At 51.3% G+C, this 16667-nt stretch carries 14 protein-coding genes; 4 read left to right on the top strand and 10 right to left on the bottom strand.

What is annotated here, in order from left to right:
• Position 1: 1 nt before the first annotated feature.
• Positions 2-1090 carry a HEAT repeat domain-containing protein gene (locus JTN23_RS00790; protein ID WP_247231557.1) on the bottom strand — a complete coding sequence of 363 codons (1089 nt, stop codon included), beginning with the start codon at positions 1088-1090 and terminating at the stop codon, positions 2-4.
• Positions 1091-1526: 436 nt separating this feature from the next.
• On the opposite strand from JTN23_RS00790, the gene JTN23_RS00795 reads away from it, so the two are divergent.
• Both JTN23_RS00795 and JTN23_RS00800 read left to right on the top strand, forming a co-directional pair.
• A complete protein-coding gene (locus JTN23_RS00795) occupies positions 1527-2786 on the top strand; it encodes a YaiO family outer membrane beta-barrel protein (protein ID WP_247231559.1) in 1260 nt (419 codons plus the stop codon).
• A gap of 11 nt (positions 2787-2797) precedes the next feature.
• Entirely contained in the window at positions 2798-3970 is a 1173-nt protein-coding gene (locus JTN23_RS00800) for a hypothetical protein (RefSeq protein WP_247231561.1), read from the top strand.
• Here the strand turns inward: JTN23_RS00800 and JTN23_RS00805 are convergent.
• Positions 3960-5909 carry an LTA synthase family protein gene (locus JTN23_RS00805; protein ID WP_247231563.1) on the bottom strand — a complete coding sequence of 650 codons (1950 nt, stop codon included), beginning with the start codon at positions 5907-5909 and terminating at the stop codon, positions 3960-3962. The genes JTN23_RS00800 and JTN23_RS00805 overlap by 11 nt on opposite strands.
• 317 nt (positions 5910-6226) lie before the next feature.
• Complete coding sequence (locus JTN23_RS00810; RefSeq protein ID WP_247231565.1) at positions 6227-6601, bottom strand: response regulator transcription factor; 375 nt, start codon at positions 6599-6601, stop codon at positions 6227-6229.
• A gap of 364 nt (positions 6602-6965) precedes the next feature.
• Between JTN23_RS00810 and JTN23_RS00815 the strand changes: the two genes are divergently transcribed.
• Positions 6966-7346, top strand: a complete 381-nt coding sequence (locus tag JTN23_RS00815) for a DUF423 domain-containing protein (protein ID WP_247231567.1) — start codon at positions 6966-6968, stop codon at positions 7344-7346.
• On the opposite strand, the gene JTN23_RS00820 is transcribed toward JTN23_RS00815, so the two are convergent.
• The 7 genes from JTN23_RS00820 to JTN23_RS00850 all read right to left on the bottom strand — a co-directional run bounded on the left by JTN23_RS00820 (position 7343) and on the right by JTN23_RS00850 (position 16027).
• Positions 7343-8365, bottom strand: coding sequence for a hypothetical protein (locus tag JTN23_RS00820; RefSeq protein ID WP_247231569.1), 1023 nt, complete (start codon positions 8363-8365; stop codon positions 7343-7345). The two genes, JTN23_RS00815 and JTN23_RS00820, sit on opposite strands and share 4 nt — an antisense overlap.
• 3 nt (positions 8366-8368) lie before the next feature.
• Positions 8369-9652 (bottom strand): rod shape-determining protein RodA, encoded by a 1284-nt coding sequence (rodA, locus tag JTN23_RS00825; protein ID WP_247231571.1) that lies wholly within the window; start codon positions 9650-9652, stop codon positions 8369-8371.
• A gap of 79 nt (positions 9653-9731) precedes the next feature.
• Complete coding sequence (mrdA, locus tag JTN23_RS00830; protein ID WP_247231573.1) at positions 9732-11684, bottom strand: penicillin-binding protein 2; 1953 nt, start codon at positions 11682-11684, stop codon at positions 9732-9734.
• A 141-nt stretch (positions 11685-11825) separates the two neighbouring features.
• Complete coding sequence (locus tag JTN23_RS00835) at positions 11826-12845, bottom strand: SMP-30/gluconolactonase/LRE family protein (RefSeq protein ID WP_247231575.1); 1020 nt, start codon at positions 12843-12845, stop codon at positions 11826-11828.
• Between the two features lie 102 nt (positions 12846-12947).
• A complete protein-coding gene (locus JTN23_RS00840; RefSeq protein WP_247231577.1) occupies positions 12948-13802 on the bottom strand; it encodes a universal stress protein in 855 nt (284 codons plus the stop codon).
• Between the two features lie 108 nt (positions 13803-13910).
• A complete protein-coding gene (locus JTN23_RS00845) occupies positions 13911-15419 on the bottom strand; it encodes an alpha-amylase family glycosyl hydrolase (RefSeq protein WP_247231579.1) in 1509 nt (502 codons plus the stop codon).
• Between the two features lie 32 nt (positions 15420-15451).
• Complete coding sequence (locus tag JTN23_RS00850; RefSeq protein WP_247231581.1) at positions 15452-16027, bottom strand: Maf family protein; 576 nt, start codon at positions 16025-16027, stop codon at positions 15452-15454.
• 176 nt (positions 16028-16203) lie between these two features.
• Between JTN23_RS00850 and JTN23_RS00855 the strand changes: the two genes are divergently transcribed.
• Positions 16204-16662 (top strand): MarR family winged helix-turn-helix transcriptional regulator, encoded by a 459-nt coding sequence (locus JTN23_RS00855; RefSeq protein ID WP_247231583.1) that lies wholly within the window; start codon positions 16204-16206, stop codon positions 16660-16662.
• The last annotated feature ends 5 nt before the right edge of the window (positions 16663-16667 follow it).

Consider the following 16667-nt stretch of genomic DNA (forward strand, 5'->3'; position numbering starts at 1 on the left):
ACTAGATGCGGGTATCGCTAACGTGTCTGATAATTTTATCGATCTGGGTGTCCTGTAAGGAATGGAGCTGCTTCATGGCTTCGGTTCCTCCTCCGGTCTTATCGATGGCTCGGATGGCTGCCATGCGTATCCTGAAGGGCTCACGGATGGTACATTCGATCAGGAAGGGTAAGGCCGCCGGATCTCCGAACTGGGAGAGTGCTTCCAGAATGGCTAATTTTACTTCTTCGTTTTCGTGGGGGTAAATATCCATGAGGAGCGGACCTGCGTCATTAGCCTCCAGCACCCCCAGCGTCCTGACTACCTCTACCTTTACGTGAGGCGGGGTAGTGGTAACCAGTTCCTTGAGCAGGGGGATCTCGATCAGTGACTTGGTGAAGCGGATAAGCCGGCAGCCAAAGATAATCAGTGAGTCATTTTTGGTCAGCCATTTATCCAGATACGGTACATCGTAGTAGTCCTTTCGGTCCAGTAGGGCTATGATCGTCAGCTGATGCCACTCCGACAGGTACTTGTTGGCTTCGTTGAGGTACCTGAATCCCTGATCAGGGTTCAGGTTCAGGATGGCCAGGTGCACGTGGCCCTGTATCTCTTCATCTTCTTCGGTTTGTAATAGCGAGGCCAGAGCCGGAATGGCTGATGTAACGTTCATCTCCATCAACTCCTCGATCCCCATCAGAATGGCCTTCTTATCCCCGGTTTTTAGCTTATCCAGAGAAAACTCAACCAGTTCTTCCCGCTGGTAAAACTCCCGGAGCTTGTCGGCTACCTCTCCGGTAAACTGCCTTGTAAGCCCCACCAGTTCGTTCACCAGAAACTGCGTTTCGGTAGCGTCCGAAAGAAGATCATCCAGAATATCCTCCGCCTCATTGGAGAGCCGCTCTTCGAACATGATGGAGTTAAATACTGTTTCGCACAGCTCATTCAGCTCTTTGTCTCGCCGCTGCCGCATCTTCCGGCTTTTGATGCTTAGTAGGGTGAGTATAAAAAAAGCCAGGCTGATGCTGGTAAATAGCAGAATGAAGAAAATAAGTAACGAGTATTGAAAATTGTGAGCGCCTCCACCGAAGTATGTAAACCAGTAGATCATTAAGTAGTGTCAAATGGTAAGATATGGCTTATGCCAAAATTGAACTCTGGGACTATGTACTGAAACTTAAAATATGCGAAATGATATCAGGTACCTACTGCACCAAGTAGACTAAGGGTGAAGTGCAGACTCCATTGCTCACGCGTAAGCAATTCAAGTTCAGATCATTCAGCAACCTTTAAGTGGATTTGGATACGTACATAGCCTGATATATACACCTGCGGGTGCGAAATAAGGCATGTTATTTGCTTGAAAGAGGAGGCTGGTTGATCTGGTATGAATCCACATCAACAGGTGAGTTAGATCAAATTTCGTGCCCAATTCAGCTTTTGGAGTTGGACTTTTCGGAGGTGAAGCAACTTCTCTGGGTACGTGATTCTAACTACCGGGCTACTTGACATATGAGGTCCATGCTGACTTTTAGAACCAATCCACTGTGAGAAACTTTTACTCGGTACTATTTCCTGTCTTTCTTACTTTCCTGTCGGGGGTAGCCCTGGCTCAGGTAGAGCTCAGCTCCGCGGAGCTACATCGAAGGGCTCAGTTAGCCACCTATGTTCGCAAAGACTACACCGAAGCCCTGCGCCTGATCCGGCAGGCAATCCAGAAGGAACCCGGGCAGGTCCAGATGCGGGTACTGCTGGGCCGGATCTACATACTCACGGATAGTCTGGACCAGGCACGGAAAGAACTGGATCAGGTACTTGAGAAGACACCCGGAGACAGAGAGGCACTCAACAGCTACATTGGGCTGGAATACAAAGCCAAAGATCCGGATGAAGCACTTACCTACATCAACAAGGCCCTCACATTTTTTCCCGATGACGAGGGGCTTATGCTCAGGAAAGCCCAGGCGCTGTATGATCTGAAAGAATACCCGGAGGCGTTTTCGCTGATCAATGACATCCATGTCAGGTTCCCCCGCAGTACCGTGTCCAAAGAACTTGAGGTCAGGATCCGGGAGCAGGCTTCACTGCGGCAGCTTACCGTCGGGTACGATTACTTCTACTTTGACAAAAACTACAACTCAGCCCTGCACGACACGCCCTGGCACATAGCCAATATAGCCTACGGCTACCGGACCGGGCGGGGAATTATCATAGGTCGCGTCAACTATGCCAACCGCTTCGGTACCAATGGCCTGCAGCTGGAGGCGGACGCCTACCCCCGTATCAGCCCCACCTTTTATAGCTACGTCAACGTAGGGTACTCGTTCAACGAACCTATATTCCCCCGTTTCAGGGGGGGCTACTCCCTATATGCCAACCTCCCCCAAAGCTTCGAGGGGGAAGTAGGGTTCAGGTACCTCAAGTTCTCTACCGCTACCTGGATATTTACGTCATCAGTAGGTAAGTACTATAGTAACTACTGGTTCAATCTGCGGACGTACCTGGTACCTGACAACAGGAAAGTATCCCATAGCTATACCCTTACCACCCGCTACTACTTCAATACGGCTGATGATTTTGTGTCATTGGGTGTAGGGTCGGGTATATCGCCGGACGAAAACCGGAGCGTACTACTGGACCGGCAGCAGCAGCGCCTCAACTCAAGGAAGGTGGATGTATGGTACAGCCGGAGGTTCCAGAAAGTTAATGTACTCCAGCTGACGGCCACGTGGTTTAATGAAGATCTGTCCAGAGGCTCCCGGGGCTCGCAGCTTAGCGCCGGCTTTACCTACCAGCGCCGATTCTAATCAGTAGCTTCATGATGAAAATCTCTCCCGTCAGACTCCTCTTTTACTTTCTGTTCACTATTCCCTTCTGGTTGTGGCTGGCGTGGTTCCTGACTCCCAAGCGTAAGCTGGTAGCTGCCATCGTGGACAAGACAGTACTTACGCCCGATGCCCCCAAGCATAGCTCCCTGACCTGGATGCTGAGGCACAACCGCTTCACCAAAACCCGCACCCGCCTCTACGACCTCAACGACTATTTCGGTTTCTTTCCGGAAGATAACCAGCTTTATAAAGTAAAAGGTCTGGAGCGCTTCACCAACGATCAGCTGGAGCAGCTCAGCCGCGATTGTGACCTCGCCTACTATACCGATACCTACGGCGTATATAAGCAGGAATGGTTTCCCACTGATAGTGGAGCCGGACGGGCGGGTATGATCTATGGGGGGATGAGTGAGCAGGATATCTTTTTTCTGAAGAGCATGAAGAAGAACAAAAAGCTGATCCTGCTGGAGTTCAACGCCATCAACTCACCTACCAGTACCACCATCCGGGGGCGCTTTGAGCGGGAGTTTGGGATGCGCTGGACGGGCTGGATCGGCCGGTACTTCAGTTCCCTTGATTCCACCAATCCCGAAATACCCCGCTGGCTGATCAGCGACCACAAGCGCCGACACGGACACTGGAACTACAGGCGCTCAGGCATCGCCTTCGTCAAAGATACGAAGGAAGTGGTGGTGCTTGAGAACGAAACGCATCTCGACGAGGAGGTGCCGCACCTGGTACCGACACAGCAGGGGCGTGATCAGTTTGGACTGCCAGGCAGGGCCAGGTACGCGTACTGGTTTGATGTATTACTCTTTGATCCCCGCATCAACCAGGCCATCGCCCACTATGAGATCGGAGCCAATGCCCGGGGCAAAAGTCTGTTGACCCGCCACGGCCTTTCGACCCGCTTCCCGGCGGTACTGATGCATAAAGCTCCCGATTATCAGTTCTACTACTTTGCCGGTGATTACAGCGACAACCCCGTAAAGCTCCAGTCAGCCTACTTTAAGTGGATTGAGCGGGTAGTGCCGCTGTTTATGCATAGTGCCACCCTGGCCGACCGCAACGAGTTTTTCTGGAAAGTGTACCAGCCCATGATGGCGCGTATCCTGGACGAGTACTACCAGGGCGTGGTCGCAGGTACAGTCCCTAAAGATTAAACTTCACCAGTGCCGAATCAGGTACCAGCCGGCTACCATTCAGGATGCGGCTGTTCTTTTGCTTGAACAGCTCAAAGGTACTTTGCAGACTGCTTCTTTTGGACTGATCATCAATCAGACTAAGATCCATATTGGCCGATATGTCATACAGTTCGTTCCGGCTCAGCATGTAGTTGCCCATGATGTAGTCGACCATTTCGGCCTTGGTTACCATGAAGGGGTACGAATGGACATTGCGGAACTGCCGTACCGTATCAATACCCGTACCCAGCCAACTGGTAACGGCGGGGCGGCTCACAGCATAGTTATTGGACAGAAAGGCGACCAGCGATGGGGTAATGTCAAAATGGGTGGAGATGGACCGGAAATAGGCCGTGCGACTGAGTAGTGGTGAGTAGATAATGAGAGGCACGTGGTACCGGTCTATCTTGGTAGTCATCGGGATCTCGGGCATGCGGTGGTCACCCGTGATGAGGAAGATGGTGTTCTGGAAGTCGGTCCGCTGGCTGTACTTCCGGAAGAAGTCGCGCAGCGCCCCATCCGTAAACAGGATCGTCGACAGCATCTGCTTGTAGGGGCGGGTCTTTTCTTTCTGCTCTTCCGAGAAAGCCAGCTCCGTCATTCTTTGTTCTACCTTCGACATATATACCTCCTGATTATTGATCAGAAAGGGGCTGTGCATGGAGACCGTCAGGATGATGTTCAGCTTAGGGGTGCCGATAGCCTGGGAGTTTGTCCGGAAAAAATGGTTGAAAAGTTCCCGGTCGTCGTAGCCCCAGGTAAAGCCATTGCTCGATGGCATCTTGGGAATCCCGCTGCCAAAGGATGACTCGTCGTAAATCTCCCCGATGCCTGCCTTGCGCAGGAATACATTCATATTGTCAAAGCTGCTATTACCACCGTAGTAAAATGAACTACTGTAGCCATTTTTCTTCAGGACATTCATCAGGCTGAAATGGGCGGGTATCTTATCCGCCAGGTCATTGAAGCCCGATTTGGCAAAAGGGGCAGATCCCAGTATGGAAGGAAGTACCGCAAACGTACGTCCACCCTCACTCAGGAAGTTGGCCCAGACCAGACTCTTGCTGGACAGCGAGTCCAGAAAAGGCGTGAAACTTCCCAGGTAGGGATCTTCACCAGTAAATGCTCTGCCCAGCCCCTCCACCACAATGATGACAATATTAGGCTTACTGGCTGATTTTTTGAAGTAAGGCCCTAGTACATCGGGAGTTTCCTCACGATGCAGAAAAGGAAACTCCTGGGCTCCGATGTAGTTTACCGTTACAAGCTTACTCTCGCCGGAGCTCAATGTTTCGCCCACGCCCAGGTACATATCTGAGTAGATATCCACCCCCTCGTCTTTGCTGTCGTCCAAGAAGTAGGTGTAGGAGGCATTCGTAAAGTATAGCGATTTGTTATAGCTCAGATAGTTGAGGTACTCGTTGCCAAACTGTGGCGCTTCGACCATTTTTTCAGCCTCTGACCAGATAAAAGCAACCGACAGCAGGGGCAATGCCAGCGCGACCCAACGGTGTGTAGGTATACGTGGAGATACATAGTAGAAAAGAGCCCAGACCAGACCTATAAAAACCAGAAACCCTAGGACACCAAGCAGAGACACGGCACCAGCAGCTCCGGCTGTTTGTATAATATCATTGAGGGAGTAAATGAACAGGTCAGAGCCCAGGAGCGCGAGGGACGTCAGAAAGTACTTCATCAGGCTCAGCTGCATGGCTACCAGTAGCAACACAATGCCTGCAAAGACAGAACGGGCAACGCGGAGGGAAAGAAAGGTGAAAGCGCTGTGGGCAATAAAGAGGAAAAGGGTACTCTTCAGAAAGTAAAACAGGTCGTTCAGCACGGCCCGCCCTACCACCGGCCACAACGGATCCGCCAGTCCATACTCATACGCACTGTACCCCAGTTCGACAAAAGTCATCAGCAATATGACTATGGCCCAGGTGGTGGCTAGTTTTCCAAATTGTACTAATGAATCAGGGGCAAATGGAGGAGGTAACTTTACAATAGTCATGAAAGCGTACAAATCTGATGCGTAACGTAAAACTGCGTGGACTCAACCCGCGGTGGGTAAGGTCAAATATACAAAACAGGTTCTGTTTGGCCGCAGAAAACGCAAAATCAGCCATTACCCCGTAAATAGTACTACAGGGGAATGGCTGATGCAGTAATAGTAGTAAGTAGAATGACCAGCCGAGCAGGAGCCTTACGGTCTACGTCTTGTAAAGTCAATTCTATTCAGTAGGACCTTAGCTGAGGAATGAGCAGTTTCTTGATGCGCATGCACAGCTCATTCGGGCTAAATGGCTTTGTGATAAAATCATCAGCGCCTAGTTCAAAGGCTTCAAGGATTGTTTTTTCGGACCCGACGCGACTCAGTACAATGATCGGAATCCTGGAAAGAAATTTACTCCGGACTACACTGACAATCTCCAGGCCGCTGAAGAACGGAATCATAATGTCTGTAATGATCATATCGGGCATGGAGCGGCTGATCCTGTCCATGGCTTCTTTTCCGTCCCTGGCTGTAATAATGGTGTACCCTTCTTTTTTTAAGCGAAATTCAATTGCTTTCAGCAGCAGTTCATTGTCTTCAACTACTAAAATTTCCATGTGTGTATAGTCTTTAAATAGTGTGTATAGATAGTACTACACTGTTGCCACTAGGTGTGGAGTAGGTAGTACTACTTTAAAGTGAGTAAAAATACGTGTAAATATTTAAACGATTCTACGTAGTTACTACAAAAAGTGCTCAAAATTAACATTTTAATTATTGAACGGTCATAAACTATTAATCTTGAGTGATGCGAAGACACATTGCCAGCGTGTAAGATGGCTGTGGCTACAGGTGGTAGTATCAAAAAAATAGTACCAGTAAGCGGGAGCGCGTGTACGATTAATTTTTTAGGAGCAGTGTTGAAATGCCAGGTACGAGCCAGTACCTTTGGCTGTACTATTAACTACTATTCGCAGAACCATGAAACTGATGATACAGGTTGGGGCTATACTGGGAGCACTGGCCGTGACTTTGGGTGCCTTTGGGGCACACGCTCTCCGCGCCACACTGGAAGCCTCTGGACGGGCCGATACTTTTGAAACCGCCGTAAAGTACCAGTTTTACCACGCCATCATGCTCGTAGTCGTAGGATTGCTGATGCAGCGGGCGGGGGTAGATGCCACCCGCTGGCTGGGATGGTCGGGTTATGCTTTTATAGGAGGGGTACTTATCTTCTCCGGCTCTCTCTACACCATCTGCTTTACCGGTATCACGAAGTTTGGAGCGGTGGCGCCTATTGGCGGTCTGTTGCTCATTGCGGGGTGGGTACTGCTGCTTTTGGCGGCAGGCAAGCTCAGCTAGTGGTGCGAGATTAGTTCGAGGCTCGTCCGAACCAGTTGGCCCATGGTACGGCATTCCAGAAACACCTGGTGCTGGTAGTGCCGTGCCAGCTCCTGCCGTAGCTGGGCTATGTACTCGGGGCTGGAGAGCCTGTCTTCGGACATGACATCCAGGATATCATTGGCCCTGGATTTTTCGATGCGCATTCGGGTCGCTATCTGCGTACGCTCCTCGATCTGGTACTGCCGTACACTCTCAGGAGTCATGTACTTCATGCCTAGTTCAATGATGGGGTTGTTCTGCCGGAAGTACTGCGGCATGTACACCGACTTCTTTCCCTCGTAAGATTGCTGATCAAAGTCAATGGCCCGCAGGCGGTAGTAGATCTCTTCAAAATCGGGGGTAATATCTACTATGAAGTTGCTGGAGTGCATATCGCCCAGCAGCCGTATAAAGCACCTTTCATTAAACTTCACAAACTCCTTACACAGCCGGATGGGGTTCAGGCTGGGGTCCTGCAGGTGCGTCTTCATGAATATATCCCCCGGCATACCCACGATATGCTCCTCTACCAGGGAGTTGCCGCTGGTCAGGTAGCTCACCTGGTTGGGCGAGAGGACATCTTCCAGCTCCAGCCCGTATACCCGGGAGGCATCAGCATGCTTGATATAGAAGTAGTCGAAGTTGTCGTTGATCTGGTTGACGATCCGGATCCGGAACGGACGCGTATTGCCGTAGGTGCACAGGTCTACGCGGTCGACGGAGAGGTGGCTCAGGATGGACAGATCACCGTCAACTTTAAGATGGGCGTAGATGGTCTTGAGGGCATAAAAAATGTCCTGCGTATCGCCCGGCTCGTAAAACACCGACAGCCAGAGCGTATCGTGTCCCTTGGGATCGTACAGGGAGATCGCGTTCGAAAACCGGTGCAGATCCGTGTAGTGGATACTGAGGGGTACCTCCCGCTGGTACTTGGTGAGGTACTCCCGCAATTGGGGGCTGATCGGATACGGTATCTTCTTCTTGCTGATCAGCGCCATAGCTTAGGTACGCGATAGGGTGTAAGGGCGCTGTGAGTCGATTTTAAGGAAAATAAACAGTAGGATTGAAAACGACCACAACGACGAACCTCCGTAGCTGAAAAAAGGCAAGGGAATACCAATAACCGGCATGAGGCCGATGGTCATACCGATGTTGATCATGAAGTGAAAAAACATGATGCCCGCCACGCAGTAGCCGTACACCCGGGCAAAGCGCGTTCGCTGTCGCTCGGCCAGGATCACCAGCCGGGCTATAAGGCCCATAAACAGAACCACCACAATGGCTGCCCCAATAAAGCCGTGCTCTTCACCCACGGTACAGAAGATAAAGTCGGTACTCTGCTCGGGCACGAAGTCAAACTTGGTCTGGGTACCTTCCAGGAATCCTTTGCCTATGAGCCGTCCGGAGCCGATTGCAATCTTGGACTGAATCACGTTCCATCCGGCACCCCGCGGATCCGAATCCGGATCAACCAGTACCATAATGCGGCTGCGCTGGTGCTTCTGGAGGACGTTGTTGATGAAAAAGTCCACCCCGACGACTACGCCTATCATAATAAATGCCACCACCAGCGTCGCTAGTAAGCCCCCCTGCCTACGGGTAGCTTTGGGCATAAACCATATGATCAGACCGGCTATAATAACTATCCCGGCTACAATAAACCAGTTGGACACCAGCAGGGTCATGACCACCAGTACGGCCATGATGATACCCACGGCGGGGATAATACCAGGCAGCCCTTCGCGATACAGCATAATGGCAAAAGCCGCGAATACCAGCATAGACCCCGTCTCATTCGAAAGCAGGATCAGGAGCGAAGGGGCCCCAATAAAACCTGCTATGGGCAGGTACTCCTTCCACGACCGGGTGAGGCTCACCGTAGGGTCACTGAGGTACTTGGCTAGTGCCAGGCTGGTACCCAGTTTGGCAAACTCAGCGGGCTGGATAGAGAAGGCACCTATCTTGATCCAGGAGTGCGAACCATTGATATCTGCTCCGATAAAAAGTACGGCTATTAGCAACAGAATCACAAATCCGTAGATGATGTACGCGAAGGTATCGTAAAACTTATGGTCAATGACCAGAATGGCAATAATGAGGAGTACGGTAGTACCAATCCACATGAGCTGCTTTCCGGCATTGTGGGCCATATCAAAAATACTGGTAGGTACCTCCGGACTGTATACGGCTGCGTAAATATTGAACCACCCCATCATTACACACAGGATGTAAATAAGTACGGCGATCCAGTCAAGATTCTGGGTTAATGTTTGGTTGCGAGCCATTTTCTGAAAGTGGCAGTTTGGGAGGGTAAGTGGATATAAAAACTATAAACGTGATCAATACCTTTCGCTACGGAAAGTCCTAGTTTCCGGATGATGCTACGGCCACACCGGGCTTATCTGCTCCGTTCTTCTTAGTGGTAGCGATAGGAGCCGTCACCGGTGGTTTCTTTTTAACAGTATCCTTCTTGGCAGGCTCTGCTTTGGGGCCACTGCCAGGCAGTACCACGTTAGGCATGTAGTCGCGGGTCAGTACGTAGTTCTCCAGTACTTTATTCTTGGTCTTACGCTTGATGTACCGTTCAATGATCAGGTTGGCAATAGGAGCGGCAGCCACCCCACCAAATCCTGCGTTTTCAACAAACACCGCGATAGCGATCTTAGGATTGTAAGCCGGTGCAAACGCAATGAAAATAGAGTGGTCTTTTCCCTTCTTGTTTTGCGAAGTACCCGTTTTACCGGCGATCTGGATGCTGTCAATACGCGCGAGGCCCATTACAGTACCCCCTTCAACGGCACCGATCATACCGGGTATAATGGTCTCGAAGTGCTTCGGATCTATACCTGTCTCGTGTCGTACCGTATATTCAGGAAGCGGGCTGTTTTTCTGACCTATACCACTTACTACGTGAGGGGTATAGTAGTAGCCGCGGTTGGCAATAATGGCAGCCACGTTGGCCATCTTGAGGGGCGTAATCAGGATCTCCCCTTCGCCGATACTGAGTGAGTAGATATTGGAAAACTTCCAACGGCTTTCACCGTATATTTTGTCGTAGTACTTCTGGTCGGGTAGGTTACCCTTGTATTCGCTCGGAAGGTCTATTCCCAGGCGCTCTCCGATTCCGAATTTACTTACGTGATTGTTCCAGTCGGTAACCCCTTTGGCTGAGGCGGTAAAGGTATTGGTAATTTCGTTGTTATAGATAAGCCGCTTGAATACGTGGTAGAAGTAGGGGTTACACGAGTACCGCACGCCCATAGCCACGTTGGAGGTAGCGGGGTGGCCGTGGCATTTGACCGGCGAGCCGGCGTGGCTAAATCCACTATTGGGGGTGATTACTCCTTCCTGTAAGGCAACCAGTGCCTGAATCAGCTTGAACGTAGAACCCGGACGGTAGCTGGCCATAACGGGCCGGTTAAAGAGGGGCTTGTAAGGGTTCTTGGCCAGCACCGAATAGTTCTTGGAGAAGTGCCGCGTTGCCAGGATGTTGGGGTCATAGGTAGGAGCCGACACCATGGTAATGATCTGCCCCGTCTTGGGCTCAATAGCTACTACGCTACCCACCTTATTTTTCATAAGGCTATCCGCGTACTGCTGCACCATCAGGTCTATACCCGTATACAGGTTTTGACCGGCTATGGCCATGGTATCCAGCTCGCCATCTTTCCAGGAGCCTTTGGCAACGCCATTTACGTTCTGCATCACAAATCGGATACCGCGTTTCCCTCGGAGTTGCTCTTCGTAGAATTTCTCAACGCCACTCTGCCCAATGTAGTCGCCCTGACGGTAGTACTCGCCTTCCTGTTTTTCGATTTGTCCTTTGGTGATCTCACTTACGTAGCCCATGGTATTGGCCAGTACGGGAGCGGTGTAGGTACGGAGGGAGCTCTTGGCAAACTCAAAGCCCGGGTAGTCTACCATGATGTCCTGGATACGGGCAAAGTCCTCCTTCGAGAGCTGTCGCAGGAAGAGCGACGGCTTCACACGTGAGTAGGTACGGGCGGCTGTCATGAGGCTGTCAAACTCACGCCGTTCGATGCCGAGCAGGTTACAGAACGTAAGCGTATCCTGTACTTTGGCCTTGTAAGGCGTTACCATCAGGTCGTAAACCGGCGTATTGTACACGATGAGGTTGCCGTAGCGGTCGTAGATCTGGCCCCGGAACGGAATCTCTACTACTCTCTTGATCGAGTTACTGGAGGCCTCAATCGTATAACTTTCATCAAGCACCTGCAGGTAGAATAGCCTGGACAAGTAGGCAAACCCTACAAATATGAAAAAACCAATAATGATAAAGCGACGATTCTCAAGCATTCCAATCAACTCAATTTTCAGTTCTCACCAAGAAGGCCACGAAGTTCGTGATATTGAAACATTTATCAAAAGGTAATAAATAATTTAGTTTTTTACTCATAAATATCATAGAAATAGAGAGTTAGGTGCAATTTGTGTAGGTTAAAAACCCGCTCCGCGCGTATTTGTTCTGATCCGGCACAAATACCCGTCGGCTGTTATGTACAAGGTACGGCCGTCATTGCCCCAGGCGCAGTTGGCCGTAGCCTGTTTAGTATCAATCCGCCCCAGCAGCTTGCCTTCCGGTGATATCACCAGTACCCCGCCGGGGCCCGTAGCCCACAGGTTTCCGTCCTGATCCAGCTTGAGGCCATCGGGCAGGCCGGGTAGTCCCTGCCTGACCATCGGAGTTGCATCAAAAAACAACCTTCCTTTACCCAGGGTTCCATCGGTCTGTACCGGGTAGGCCATCACTATGGCCTTGTCGGGATCAGATTGAGCTACGTACAGTGTCTTACCATCCGGCGAAAAGGCCAGGCCGTTGGGCCGCGTAAGATCATTGACCAGCAGCGTCAGGTTTCCGTCGGGAGTGACCCGGTACACGCCATAATGTGGTAGCTCTTTGGAAGGATCATCCTGGCGCTTGGGGAGGCCATAGGGCGGATCCGTGAAGTAGTAGCTGTTCTGGGTGGGGTGCTGCACCACATCGTTGGGGCTATGAAAGCGCTTGCCCTGGTACCCGTCGGCCAGGGTGACCTTGCCACCACCCGTCAGGGGCATGGCCGTTACCCGCCGGTCGCCGTGTTCGCAGGCAATAAGCCGGCCCTGCCGGTCGAGGGTGAGGCCGTTGCTGCCGGGCTCCTCGCTGTAATAGCCATGGCCGGTGTAGCCGGATGGCTTCAGGTACTCCGTGAGCCCTTCCTGCTCTGTCCATTTATATATTACGTTTTGCGGTACGTCCGAGAACAGCAGGTAGTTGCCATTTTTGATCCATACTGGCCCTTCGGACCATACAAATCCCGTGGCCAGTACTTCAATGGGTGTACCCTTAGGTATTAGTTTTTCGAGCCTGGCATCCTGGTATACTACCTCACCGATGCTGGGATATACTGGTTGAGCAACGCAAGGCGCGAGCAGACTACTGGCTACACCTGCTATAATGGATAGTACCGACGTTTTCATAAACTCAAGAATCGCCTGAGACAAATAATTAGAGTGATTATACCTCTAAAAGGGCCGGAAGACTGGTTCTCTACTGCGATTGGGGTGGAGCAAAAAATGGGGTTACCGAATCGGAATGGTCAGCACCGGTATGTCTGAGTGGTTGACGGTGTCTTCGGTCATACTACCCAGAATAAGGTGCGACAAGCCCCGCCGCTGGTGGGTACCCATGGTAATCATATCAGCCTGCTGCTCCTTGGCAAACTGCAGGATCTCTATTCCCTCGTCCAGGTCCAGCGCTCCTTTGAGGTGGAAGATGGTATTCTGCAGATTACTGTCCTTCACCAGCTCTAGGTAACGTTGCTCAATGGCTTCTTCACTTCCCAGTCCTGCGGGGTCATTGATATAAAGCAGGCGGATGCTGATATCCATGCCGAGGGTCTGCTGCAGGGCCGCCAGGCGACGAAATACTACTTTCTGATCGTCCTTCAGGGTAGTAGGGAAAGCGATCACTTTAATAGGCCCCGGAATGGCCTCCTGAGGTACAGCCAGTACCGGGCAGCAGGCGCGTCTGATTACTTTCTCGGTATTGGATCCGATCAGCAGCTCTTCCAGACCACCCGCTCCCCGGGTACCCATCACGATCAGGTCCATATTATGCCGTTCAGCGTAGGTCTCTACTACCGACACCAGTGAGCCGGGGTATAGTTCAGCGCGTATTTTCAAGTCTGTGAATACCGGATACCGAACCAACTCTCTTCGTAGCTCCACCAGGTACTCATAGGGCTCATTGGTACTGATGGTGTCCGACAGCTCGTCATGGGGCACAAATTCACCCAGGGTTTTGACATGCGTGGCATTCTCATCTACATTGAGCAGTACCAGTTCGGCATTGGCCTGAGCTGCCAGCAGCGCGGCTATCTCCACTGCCGTACGGGAGCCGGGGGAAAAGTCGGTAGGGACAAGGATCGCCTGCATAGCTGGTCAAGGTTTGGGTGCTGATGATACCCTAAATTAATAAAAAATATGCCTTCCAGCTACAGACCCTATATGCTCCGTAAAAGTCTTAGACAAAAAAAATGTGGATCAGGAGCCCTGGGTAAGTATCACACTGCCGTACGCGGGCAGCTGAATAGTGTTTTTTTCGGTGATGACGGCCGGTGACGTCTGAAAGACCAGCCGCGTGTACTTTTCCATTTCGCCGGAAAGCTGTACGCTCTGAGGAGCATCAATGAGGTTGTGTATCACCAGTACCGGATGGGTAGGGTGGGTGCGGAAGTAGGTGAGCAGAGTCGTAGTATCAATGGGAGTCTCGGCTAAATTGGGGTTCTGTATCTGGCCAAGGGCGGGCTCAGCCTTCCGGACAGCGATCAACTTCCGGTAGTGATTGTACAGGGAGTTGGGGTCCTGCTGCTGAAGCGACAGGGCTCTGACGGTAGCCCGGCGGGAGTACCTAGGCTTGATCCAGAGGGCCCGCTGGGGGTCATTGCGGTCTTCGGTCCAGATAAAGGGCTCCCGGATGCGCTCGTCGGGTTTCTGACCCAGCATACCTATCTCTTCGCCGTAGTATATGTAGGGCTGTCCGGGCAGGGTGAGCAGCATAGCCGCTGCCAGTTTCATCTGGGCAATATTGCCCTCTACCACACTGCCGATCCGGTTCTGGTCGTGGTTGGTCAGCATGGTAGCATCTATGAAGGCAGGGTTATAGGTGCTGAATATCCGGTAGTCGTCCAGCAGCCGGCGGACCAGGTTCTGGTGGGTACCCTGGTAGAGTATACGCTGGAGATTGAAACTCAGGTCAAAATGGAAGTTAGCCTTAAGGCCCCTGAAGTAGGGCCCTACCTCTTCGGCCGGGGCCCACACCTCTCCGACGGTGTACGAGCCGGGCTTAATATTTTCAATCTCTTTTCCGAACTCCTCCCAAAATACCGGATTGCGCTCTTTTTCCCAGTAGGGATAGATATGGCGGGCCGCATCGAGACGGAATCCATCTACACCAATTTCGTTGAGCCAGAACTGCGTGATGCGGTACACCTTTTGCCGGAGCAGGGGCGAGTCATAGTTGAGGTCGGGCATGCTATGTGTAAACATGCCGTAGTACTTTTCGGGATCGCCGGGATTGTCATGCCACGGATTGGCTTCCCATGAGTCGGCTGTGAGTTGTCGGCGGCCTATTCTTCGGGTCTCAATCTGTTGCGGGGTCATCCACCAGTAAAACCTCCGGTACGGGTTGGCATTGCTGGCGCTGGCCTTCTGAAACCAGGGGTGGTGGGTACTGGTATGGTTAATGACCAGATCCATGTATATATGTATACCCCGCTGGTGAGCTTCTGATAGTAATCTTCTGAAATCATCCATCGTCCCGTACTCCGGCTCTATGGCGTAGTAGTCGGTGACGTCGTACTTATGGTAGGTAGGTGAGGGGTGAATGGGCGTCAGCCAGATCGCCTCTATGCCCAGTTCCTGCAGGTAGTCCAGTTTGGAAGTGATGCCATTGATATCACCGATCCCGTCACCATTGGAGTCGCAGAACGCGCGTACAAATATCTCATAACATACACGGGGCAAATGTACTGGGGCAATAAGGTCGTTCATCGCATCCGGTCGGGTATGAATGGTTGGTCTTATTACTTAACGTAAGGCTTCAGGAGCTGGTATACCTTATGTACCGGTAATCCCATAATCGTATAGTAAGAGCCTTCAATACGCTCAATACCTACCATACCAATCCACTCCTGTATACCGTAGGCTCCGGCCTTGTCGTAGGGGCGACACCGCTCGATGTAGTAGTCGATTTCCTGATCTTCCAGCTCCCTGAACGTAACATGGGCCACATCACTAACCGCCTGGTACCCATCCGGCCCTAACAGACAGATGCCGGTAATGACCTGGTGGGTACGGCCTGATAGTTGCTTGAGCATGGAGCGGGCCTCTGCCGCATCAGCGGGTTTGTTCAGGATGGTAGTATCCACTACCACGATGGTGTCGGCGCACAGCACCAGCGCCTCCCCCCGGAAGTCCCCAAACTGCTCTGCCTTATGCTGGGCCAGGTACTCGGCCACCTGAGTGGGGGGCATCGTAGCCGGAAACAGTTCATCAGTGGGTCTTACATCCACCCTAAACTCAAAGCCAGCTTCTTTCATGAGCTGATGGCGTCTGGGCGAATTAGAGGCAAGGATCAGAGGCAGCTTTAGGGCAAGCATATATCTTTCAAAATGGGGAACAGCGTAGCTGAGCAACGGGTATACTACCACCAAATCATTTCTACTGTTCAGAAGTTTTTATAAATTGTTAGGACTGAGGAACTAAATTTTCTTTAAAAGATGTTTGTACATTAAATGTAATTACATTAATATTGCATCATAATCTAAAAGAAGCTATGTCAATCGAAACTGATATAAAGCAGAAAAAATTCCGGTCACCCTACCATCGGCTGACGGTGAATTTGATCTATACCAGCAATTGGCTGATGTATCAGCAGTTGGAGACGCTTCGTGAATACGGAATCACTCCCCAGCAATACAACGTACTCAGGATCCTGAAAGGACAGTATCCCCAACCGATCAAAGTCAATGCCATAACCGAACGCATGTTGGATAAAACCTCCAATGCTTCGCGCCTGGTGGATAAGCTTCTGGCTAAGGAACTGCTGATTCGTAACTCCTGTCCTTCTGACCGGAGAGCTGTGGATGTAGTTATCACCGAGAAAGGGCTTGATCTGCTGGCACAACTGGATCCTGTGATTCTGGAAGCGGAGAAAAACCTGCAAACGCTGACACCCGAAGAAGCCGACCAACTAAGCGATCTGCTGGATCGGCTGCGTAAAACAGAAAAATAAAGCCT

This window comes from Telluribacter roseus, from assembly GCF_017355915.2.
In the GTDB taxonomy this organism is placed as follows: Bacteria; Bacteroidota; Bacteroidia; order Cytophagales; family Spirosomataceae; genus Telluribacter.

Coding starts and splice junctions, on each gene's coding strand:
- JTN23_RS00835 (WP_247231575.1), bottom strand. CDS start 12,845: ATGAAAACGTCGGTACTATCCATTATAGCAGGTGTAGCCAGTAGTCTG.
- JTN23_RS00815 (WP_247231567.1), top strand. CDS start 6,966: ATGAAACTGATGATACAGGTTGGGGCTATACTGGGAGCACTGGCCGTG.
- JTN23_RS00840 (WP_247231577.1), bottom strand. CDS start 13,802: ATGCAGGCGATCCTTGTCCCTACCGACTTTTCCCCCGGCTCCCGTACG.
- mrdA (WP_247231573.1), bottom strand. CDS start 11,684: ATGCTTGAGAATCGTCGCTTTATCATTATTGGTTTTTTCATATTTGTA.
- JTN23_RS00800 (WP_247231561.1), top strand. CDS start 2,798: ATGATGAAAATCTCTCCCGTCAGACTCCTCTTTTACTTTCTGTTCACT.
- JTN23_RS00845 (WP_247231579.1), bottom strand. CDS start 15,419: ATGAACGACCTTATTGCCCCAGTACATTTGCCCCGTGTATGTTATGAG.
- JTN23_RS00810 (WP_247231565.1), bottom strand. CDS start 6,601: ATGGAAATTTTAGTAGTTGAAGACAATGAACTGCTGCTGAAAGCAATT.
- JTN23_RS00790 (WP_247231557.1), bottom strand. CDS start 1,090: ATGATCTACTGGTTTACATACTTCGGTGGAGGCGCTCACAATTTTCAA.
- JTN23_RS00820 (WP_247231569.1), bottom strand. CDS start 8,365: ATGGCGCTGATCAGCAAGAAGAAGATACCGTATCCGATCAGCCCCCAA.
- JTN23_RS00850 (WP_247231581.1), bottom strand. CDS start 16,027: ATGCTTGCCCTAAAGCTGCCTCTGATCCTTGCCTCTAATTCGCCCAGA.
- JTN23_RS00805 (WP_247231563.1), bottom strand. CDS start 5,909: ATGACTTTTGTCGAACTGGGGTACAGTGCGTATGAGTATGGACTGGCG.
- JTN23_RS00855 (WP_247231583.1), top strand. CDS start 16,204: ATGTCAATCGAAACTGATATAAAGCAGAAAAAATTCCGGTCACCCTAC.
- rodA (WP_247231571.1), bottom strand. CDS start 9,652: ATGGCTCGCAACCAAACATTAACCCAGAATCTTGACTGGATCGCCGTA.